This is a genomic window from Pyxidicoccus fallax, assembly GCF_012933655.1.
In the GTDB taxonomy this organism is placed as follows: Bacteria; Myxococcota; Myxococcia; order Myxococcales; family Myxococcaceae; genus Myxococcus; species Myxococcus fallax.
Genome location: NZ_JABBJJ010000164.1, coordinates 19,617 through 27,097, shown reverse-complemented (window position 1 = coordinate 27,097; position 7,481 = coordinate 19,617). Strand labels below are relative to the sequence as shown.

Sequence of the window (7,481 nt, the reverse complement as noted above, 5' to 3'; positions counted from 1 at the left end):
CGCCCACCCCGGGGGTGCCCGGCGCCGCCAGCCGCCCGAGGGCGTCCGCGTCCGCCGCCTGGAGCGCCCGCCTCCGGCCCTCCAGGGCCGCCACCACGGCCACCAGCCGGGGGGCCGCCGTGCCCTCCGGCACCCAGTCCCCGTCGCGCAGGACGAAGGGCACCCGCTCCACCCCGGCGGTGCCCACCCGGGTGGTGCCGAGGGTGCCGTCGAAGTCGAGCGTGGCGTAGGCCTCGGCCCGCTTCCCGCCGGGCTCCACCGCCACGGTGATGCGGGCGAAGCGGTGCTTCTGGGACTTCAGGGGGAGGTCCGAGCCGGGCACGGGCAGGGTCATCCCGTCGGCCTCCGTCTGCTTCAGGGCGGTGATGATTTCCGCCTCGGGGCCGGCCGCCGCGCCCAGGAAGCGGGGGGCGAACACGGCCAGGGTGGCGCCCAGCGCCAGCAGGATGATGAGGCCGCCGCCGAAGCGGCTCCACTCCTGGGTGGTCCTCACGGGCCCAGCAGACGCTGGGCACGCTCCGCGGCGGGCGTTCCCGGCAGGCGCTTGAGCACCTGGCGCAGCGTCTCCTCCGCCTTCTTCGGGTCATTCAGCCGCACGTAGGCCGTGTGCAGGTCGAAGAGGGCCTGCTCCTCGTACTCGGTGCCCGGGTAGCGGCGCAGCATGGACTCCAGGCGCTGGGCCACGGCCTTCCAGCGCTCGCGCCGCTTGTAGAAGGCGGCCACGTACAGCTCGTGCTCGGCCAGGCGCTTGCGGGCGTCGTTCGCGTGGGCCTTGGCCTCGGGGGCGTACTCGGACTGGGGGTACTGGCGCTGGAACTCCTCCATGGCCACGAGCGCGGCCTTGATTTCCCCCTGGTCCTTCTCCTCCGAGGGCGGCAGGGCGAAGAACTCCGAGGGGTAGTCCTCCACGTGCGTGAGGGCGGAGCGGTAGGCGGCGTAGTCCACCTTGGGGTGCGTGGGGTGGAGCTTGATGAAGTTCTGGTATGCGTCGCGCGCTTCCTGGAAGGCCTCGCGGGCGAACTCCAGGTCGGCCAGCTTCAGCTCCGCCTCGCGGGCGGCCTCCTGGTAGGGGAACTTCGTGCGGACGTAGTCGAAGTACTTCTGGGCCCGGAGGAAGTCCTTGTTCTCCAGGGCCTCGGTGCCCAGCCGCAGGTTCTCGTCGGCGAGGGAGGCATAGTCGGGCTCGCCGGCCTGGCCCGAGGTGAGCGAGGCACAGCCGGAGGTCAGCAGCAGGGCGGCGGTCAGGAAGGCGACGGCGGAACGCATCTCCACCACGCTATTCCTCCGGACCGGAGGGGTCCAGCGAAGGTTCACCCAGCAGCCGGTGGATGACGTCCTCCGAAAAGCCCCGGCTGTCGAGGAGCCGTGCCGCGCGCGCCCGTTCCTTCGCGGACAGCGTGCAGCCGAGCAGCCCCTTCCCCTCCAGCACCGCGCGGGCGGCCGTCAGCGCGTCGAAGCCCTCCGTGCCGGCGGCTCGCGCCACGGCCTCCCGGGCCGCCGCGTCCCCCACCCCGTGGGCCTCCAGCCGCTGGAGCACGGCGCGCGGACCCAGCCGGCCCTTGCGCAGGAGCGAGGCGGCGCGCTCCTCGGCGAAGCGCGCGTCGTCGAGGTAGCCCCAGCCCTGGACGCGGGCGAGCGCCTGCTCGCGCACCGTCTCGGAGAAGCCCTTGCGGGTGAGGGCCTGCTCCAGCTCGTGCCGGCTGCGGGAGCGCATGGACAACAGCTTCAGGCAGGCGTCCGTGGCGCGGCGAACAGCGTCGGGGCCCTCGTCGGGAGCTTCGTCCTCCGGATGCATGGCGGGATACCTAGCATGTGGTAACAGGCCCAACCATGCACCCCGTCCTCGCCAGCTACCTCACCGCCGAAACCGCCCGGGAGACGCTTCGCAAGCAGCAGGCAGGAGAAGCCCTGTCCCCGGAGGAGCAGGCCTTCGCCGATGCCGCCGCCGCGCACCCCAAGCACCAGGCCGTGATGCTGGGCGTGGGCGGCCGCGCCCTCTCGTCCGACGCTCAGGCCTCGCTGGTGCTGCTGGCGGCCCACGCCGCGGCGCGCGCCATGCGCGAGGACCCGGAGCTGGCCGAGCCCACGCGCAAGGCGCGCGAGGCGCTCGCCGAGGAGGGCGCCAGCGAGGAGGAGGCGGACGCCTTCATCGCCTCCATCCTGCTGGAGGAGGCCTTCGGCTACGAGCAGGACGTGGACACCTTCGACCGCGAGTACGTGAAGGAGGCCCTGGGCGAGGTGCCCGCGCTGGCCGCCCTCACCAAGGAGGCCGTCGACGCCCTCTTCCTGGCCTTCGTGAAGGGCTCCTCCAACGACGTCGAGCGCAAGGTGCGCGAGGGCATGGCCCGCGCCCTCTTCGACATCGCCTGGTCCGAGGGGCCCGCCCCCATCAACCCCGAGCACATGGAGGCGCTGCTCGACGCGGAGGTGGTGGACCGGCCCGAGGAGGAGCAGGAGGCCAAGGTGCACACCACCGCGCAGCTGCTCCAGGCGCTCTCCAAGGAGGGCCTCATCGGCCCGCTGCGCCTGTCCCGGCTGCGGGCCATGCTCGGTGAGGAGGACGCGTAGGCGGAAAGGGCCCGTCGCGTCAGCACCCCCGAAACGCACGAACGGCGGCGATGCCAGGCACATGGCACCGCCGCCGTGGTGTTTCAGGAGCACCCGTGAGGGAGGCCGGCTGTCCGAGCACGGCCCCTCTGGCGCTCACTCAGAAGCGCTCAATCTGGAAGTCGTCATCCCCACCGGCGGCGGGAGCCGGGGCCGGTGCGGGAGGCGGCGTCGGCGGACGCGCGGCGGGCGCGGCCGGACGGGCGACTCCGGGAGGCGGCGCGGCGGGACGCGCGGCGGCCGGAGCGCCGGGGCGCAGGGTCTGGGCCACCGGAGCGGGCGTCGGCGTGGCCGGGGCGGCGGGCGCCGGAGCCGCTGCCGCGGGCGCGCCCTTCTGCGCGAAGGACGCGGAGCCGGGGATGGGACGGGCCTCGCCCGGCTTGGCGTCGAAGTTGTCCCACTTGGAGTCGGACGTGCCGCTGATGCCGGAGAAGCGCAGCGCGAAGTCGTCCGGGTTGGTGGCCTGCCGGTGGGCCTCCTCGTAGGTGACGAGCCCCTGCCGCACCAGGCTCATCAGCGACTGGTCGAAGGTCTGCATCCCGTACGAGTCCGTGCCCTGGGCGATGGCGTCGTGGATCTCCTTCGTGCGGTCCTTGTCCTCGATGAGCTCGCGCACGCGGGCGGTGACGCGCAGCACCTCCACCGCGGCCACGCGGCCCTTGCCGTCCGCGCGCGGCACGAGGCGCTGACTCACCACGCCCTTGAGCACGCTCGCGAGCTGCAGGCGCACCTGCTTCTGCTGGTGCGGAGGGAAGGCGGAGACGATGCGGTTGATGGTCTCCGTGGCGTCCAGCGTGTGCAGCGTGGACATGACGAGGTGGCCCGTCTCCGCCGCGTGGAGCGCCGTTTCAATCGTCTCGTGGTCTCGCATTTCGCCCACGAGGATGACGTCCGGGTCCTGCCGCAGGGCGCTCTTGAGGGCCTGCGCGAAGCTCATCGTGTCCACGCCGACCTCGCGCTGGTTCACGATGGAGCGCTTGTCGCGAATGAGGAACTCGATGGGGTCCTCAATCGTCATGATGTGGCTGGTCTCGTTGGCGTTGATGTGGTCGATCATCGCCGCCAGCGTGGTGGACTTGCCGGAGCCCGTGGTGCCCGTCACCAGGATGAGGCCGCGCTCCTCGCCGCAGAGCTTCGCGAGCACCTGGGGCAGCAGCAGATCCTGCATCGTCATCACCTTGAAGGGGATGACGCGGAGCACCGCGCCCACGGTGCCGCGCTGCTGGAAGACGTTGACGCGGAAGCGGCCCAGCCCGGGGACGCCGTAGGCGAGGTCCACCTCGTTGCTCGCCTTGAACTTCTCCTTCTGGAACTCGTTCATGATGCCGAAGGCCATGCGCGCCACCTCCTCCGGAGGGAGGCGGCGGCCGTCCTTGAGCGGCACCAGCGAGCCGTCCACGCGGAACATGGGCGGGAGGCCGGCCTTGAGATGAATGTCGGAGGCACCGCCGCGCAGGGCGATCTGCAGAATCTCGTTCAGTTCCATGAGCAGGGCGGATGGTAGCAGAGCCCCATGTCACGACGCGATGGGACGAACCCGACCCCGCAAAGCACCACGGCGGAGGCCCCCAGAAGAGGACCCCCGCCGCGAGTGACTGCAAGCAGCCGAGCGTGAGCTTAGCGCTTGGAGAACTGGAACCGGCGACGCGCGCCCGGCTGGCCGTACTTCTTGCGCTCGACCGCGCGAGCATCGCGGGTGAGGAAGCCGGCCTTCTTCAGCGCCGGACGGAACTCCGGGTTGAAGGAGCACAGGGCCCGGGCGATGCCGTGGCGGATGGCGCCGGCCTGACCGGACAGACCGCCACCCTTCACGTTCACGGTGACGTCGATCTTGCCCTTCTGCTCGAGGATCTCGAGGGGCTGGTTGAGCACCATCTTCGAGGTCTCGCGACCGAAGTAGTCGTTGATCTCACGACCGTTGATGGTGACCTGACCGGTGCCGGGGCGGAGCCACACGCGGGCGGTGGCCTCCTTGCGGCGGCCGGTGGCGTAGAAACCGAGTTCTTGGTGGATGGGCATGGACGTGGTCTCCCTTTACGCCTCGACCTCGAACGCGGCCGGCTTCTGGGCGGCGTGAGGATGGGTGTCACCCGCATAGACCTTCAGCTTCGTCATCATCTGCCGGCCGAGCGCGTTGCGGGGCAGCATGCGGCGCACGGCGTTGATGATGATGTCCTCGGGATGACGCTGGCGGAGCTTCTCCAGGTTGGTGATCTTCAGGGCACCGGGGAAACCCGCGCGCGGGTGCCGGTAGTACATCTTGTCCTGCTCCTTCGTGCCCGTCACCTTCACCTTGTCGGCGTTGATGACGACCACGTGGTCGCCGGTGTCGATGGACGGCGTGTAGGTGGGCTTGTGCTTGCCCTTCAGCAGGGTGGCAATCTGGCTCGCCGCGCGGCCCAGCACCTTGTCGGACACGTCAACGACGTGCCACTGGCGCTTGATGTCCCCAGCCTTCGCGCTGTAGGTCTTCTGCGACATTTATTTGCACTCCAAACTTCTCGCGGTCGCCGGGTGCATGCCAGGGACCGCTGCTCGTGCCAAACCAACCACGGGTTCGCCGTGAAAACTCCACGCCGACCCGGAAAGGCCGACCGTCCTAGTGGGTGCGGCGGATCAAGTCAAGGTCGCCGCGCGCCTGCCGTCCGGATTGCCCACCCGGAAGGGGGTGGGACAGCTTCCGGGAAGGCGCTCCCCTACCCGGCCGCCCCCCGGGGGGGCCCGGCGCCAGGAGCCCCCGGCTTCTTGAAGCGCTCCTTCAGGTTGGCGAAGAAGTTCTTCTCCTCGGTCGTGGGCGGGCCCTGACGCGGCGCGTCCAGGTCCACCTTCTCCACCACCTCGGGAGGGAGGTCCTCCAGGAAGCGGGAGGGGGTGCGGGGCACCTCCTTGCCGCGCTTCACGCGGGTGTTGGCCCGCGTCAGGTACAACAGCTCCTTGGCGCGGGTGATGCCCACGTAGCAGAGGCGCCGCTCCTCCTCGAGGTTCTGCGGCTCGCCCTGCATGCCGCCGTGGGGCATCAGGTCCTCCTCCATGCCGATGAAGAAGACGAGCCGGTACTCCAGGCCCTTGGAGGAGTGCACCGTCATCAGCGTGACGCGGCGGTGGCCTCCGGGCACCTCCTCTTCCTCCTGCCGCGTGTCCAGGCTGAGGCGGTTGAGGTAGGTCAGGAGGCTGGCCTTGGGGCCCTCGCGCTTCTCGAAGTTCTCCAGCGAGTTGAGCACCCCGTCCACGCTCTTGAGCTTCTTGTCGGCGCTGGTGGCGGAGGTGGCGTGGGCGCGCGTGGCCTCGCGGAAGCCAATCTCCTCCAGGAGCTTGCGGGTGACGGCGGCCAATTGGCCGTGCTCGTACGCGTCGCGGTAGCGCTCGATGAGCTGGACGAACTCCAGCACCTTGGCGCCGGCGCCGGGAGGCAGGTCCTCGTACGTGTCCGCCTTGCGCATCACCGTCCACAGCGTGACGCCCTCGCCCCGGGCGTGGACGTTGAGCCGCTCCATCGTCACGTCGCCGATGCCGCGCGAGGGCACGTTGACGATGCGCATGAGCGAGATTTCGTCCAGCTTGTTCACGATGACCTTGAAGTACGCGATGACGTCCTTCACCTCGCGCCGGTCGAAGAACTCGCTGCCGCCGACCACTTCGTAGGCGATGTTCTTCTCGCGCAGCATCTCCTCCACCGGGTGGGCCTGGCCGTTGGTGCGGTAGAGCACCGCGATTTCGTCCGCGGGCACTCCCAGGGAGATGTGCTTCTGGATTTCGTGCGCGACGAAGCGGGCCTCCTCCTCGTCGTTGGGGCAGCCCACCACCTTCACCTTCGGCCCACCCTTGCGGTCGGTCCACATCTGCTTGGCCTTGCGCTCGGGATTCTTGGCGATGACGGCGTTGGCCGCGTCCAGCACCGTCTGGACGGAGCGGTAGTTCTGCTCCAGCCGCACTTCCTTCCCTCCGGGGAAGAAGCGGTCGAAGTCGAGGATGTTGCGCACCTCGGCGCCGCGCCACGAGTAGATGCACTGGTCGTCGTCACCCACCGCGCACACGTTGCGCTGCTCGCCGGCCATGAGCTTGAGCAGCTCCAGCTGGGCGATGTTGGTGTCCTGGAACTCGTCCACCAGCAGGTAGCGGAAGCGCCGGGTGTACTTCTCGTACAGGTCCGGGAACTCGCGCAGCAGGCGCGTGGGCAAGAGCAGCAGGTCGTCGAAGTCCACCGAGCCCTGCGCCTTCAGCGCGAGCTGGTAGTCCGGGTACACCATGTGGGTGATGAGGTCGTAGTCGTCGCCAATGCCCTCGGGCTTGGGCTCCGGCGCCTTGCCGGAGTTCTTCGCCTTGGAGATGAGCGTGAGGACCTTGCGCGCGTCGAACGAGCGGTCGTCGATTTTGTGGTCGCGCATGGCGCGCCGGATGATGGCGAGCTGGTCGCCCATGTCGGCGATGGCGAACTTCCTCGGCCAGCCCAGCCGGTGGATGTCCTCGCGCAGCAGCTCCGCGCCGAAGGCGTGGAAGGTGCACACCAGCACCCCCTGAGCGCGGGGCCCCGCCATGTGGACCAGCCGCTCCTTCATCTCCGTGGCGGCCTTGTTGGTGAAGGTCACCGCGAGGATGTTGCGGGCCATGATGTGGCCCGGCCGCTCGTTGAGCAGATGGACGATGCGGTGGGTGATGACGCGGGTCTTGCCGCTGCCGGCGCCTGCCAGCACGAGGAGCGGCCCCTGGAGGGTCACCACGGCCTCGCGCTGCGGAGGGTTGAGCTTCGAGAGGTCCATTGCGCGCGGCCCAGGGATACCCTTTGATTCGCCTGTGCGCGACTTCTTCCCACGGCTCATCGCCGCTTTCCTCGCGTCGGGCGCGGGCGCGGGTTGCCTCGACAACGGTAGCGCTCC

8 protein-coding genes are annotated in these 7,481 nt (G+C 69.8%); 1 reads left to right on the top strand and 7 read right to left on the bottom strand.

What is annotated here, in order from left to right:
• From HG543_RS29800 to HG543_RS29790, 3 genes are all read right to left on the bottom strand, one after another.
• Positions 1 to 493 (bottom strand): hypothetical protein (locus tag HG543_RS29800; protein WP_169348282.1); only part of this gene is annotated, 493 nt, incomplete at its 3' end.
• Positions 490 to 1,266: an outer membrane protein assembly factor BamD gene (locus HG543_RS29795; protein WP_169348286.1), complete on the bottom strand. Its 777-nt coding sequence runs from the start codon at positions 1,264 to 1,266 to the stop codon at positions 490 to 492. The genes HG543_RS29795 and HG543_RS29800, both read right to left, overlap by 4 nt.
• Positions 1,267 to 1,276: 10 nt before the next feature.
• On the bottom strand, positions 1,277 to 1,795 hold the full coding sequence (locus HG543_RS29790) for a regulatory protein RecX (RefSeq protein WP_169348281.1): 519 nt from the start codon (positions 1,793 to 1,795) through the stop codon (positions 1,277 to 1,279).
• A gap of 35 nt (positions 1,796 to 1,830) precedes the next feature.
• Between HG543_RS29790 and HG543_RS29785 the strand changes: the two genes are divergently transcribed.
• A complete protein-coding gene (locus tag HG543_RS29785) occupies positions 1,831 to 2,568 on the top strand; it encodes a hypothetical protein (RefSeq protein ID WP_169348280.1) in 738 nt (245 codons plus the stop codon).
• 139 nt (positions 2,569 to 2,707) lie between these two features.
• Here HG543_RS29785 and HG543_RS29780 read toward each other — a convergent pair whose 3' ends face one another.
• The 4 genes from HG543_RS29780 to HG543_RS29765 form a co-directional block, all read right to left on the bottom strand.
• Positions 2,708 to 4,093 carry a type IV pilus twitching motility protein PilT gene (locus HG543_RS29780; protein WP_169348279.1) on the bottom strand — a complete coding sequence of 462 codons (1,386 nt, stop codon included), beginning with the start codon at positions 4,091 to 4,093 and terminating at the stop codon, positions 2,708 to 2,710.
• A 131-nt stretch (positions 4,094 to 4,224) separates the two neighbouring features.
• A complete protein-coding gene (gene rpsI, locus HG543_RS29775) occupies positions 4,225 to 4,626 on the bottom strand; it encodes a 30S ribosomal protein S9 (protein ID WP_169348278.1) in 402 nt (133 codons plus the stop codon).
• Between the two features lie 15 nt (positions 4,627 to 4,641).
• Positions 4,642 to 5,088 (bottom strand): 50S ribosomal protein L13, encoded by a 447-nt coding sequence (gene rplM / locus HG543_RS29770; RefSeq protein ID WP_169348277.1) that lies wholly within the window; start codon positions 5,086 to 5,088, stop codon positions 4,642 to 4,644.
• A gap of 215 nt (positions 5,089 to 5,303) precedes the next feature.
• Positions 5,304 to 7,364, bottom strand: a complete 2,061-nt coding sequence (locus HG543_RS29765; protein WP_169348276.1) for an ATP-dependent helicase — start codon at positions 7,362 to 7,364, stop codon at positions 5,304 to 5,306.
• Positions 7,365 to 7,481: the final 117 nt, after the last annotated feature.